The following is a 590-nucleotide window of genomic DNA, read 5'->3' on the forward strand; positions in this document are numbered from 1 at the left end:
AGGCTTCGGTAGTTTGTGTGACAAGGGGCTAGCCTAGGCAGCAACGCTCTTCGCTCCCTTCACGCCCTTCTTCCTCGCCTTCACCGGGCGACCCGGGAGCTGGGGCTGGCAGTCGCCGCACCTGAGCATGAGCAGGGCCACGAGGTTGTCGGTGTTGCGGAAGCCGTAGCCCATCCTCACCGCCACCTTGATCTTGTTGTTGATGGCCTCTACGCGCCCGTTGCTGATGCCGAGCTCGACTGCGGCGATGATGTCGTCGCGCCGGCGGCGCACCTTCTTCTCCACGGCGACGACCTTGGCGATCTTGCAGTAGGCGGCCCTGTGCATCCGGTCGTCGAGCAGCTCGGCGGCCTCGGAGCCGTCGGCTGCCCGGAAGACGGCCCGCAGGTCCTCCTTGAGCTCCCAGGCCCTGACCAGCCGCGAGCCGGCCCTCTTCTTGAGCGCCTCGAGCCTCGCCCTCTGGCCGTCGGTGAGGTCCTCGGGGTTCTTCACGAGCGCGTAGCGGCTGCCCTTGATGGAGGCCGCCTCCTCCTCGAGCGCCCTGACCTCCTCGGGCGGCAGCTCGCCTTTGGCAGGCCTGCCGCGCTTGC

The 590-nt window shown here is 68.1% G+C and carries 1 protein-coding gene; it reads right to left on the reverse strand.

The genetic code is table 11. The features are described from left to right. Positions 1–33: 33 nt before the first annotated feature. Positions 34–590, reverse strand: a 557-nt coding sequence (locus ACQRCA_RS08465; protein WP_427719896.1) for an ISL3 family transposase, incomplete at its 5' end; no start/stop codon positions are given.

Source organism: Collinsella sp. SGI.095, from assembly GCF_050314535.1.
GTDB lineage: Bacteria > Actinomycetota > Coriobacteriia > Coriobacteriales > Coriobacteriaceae > Collinsella.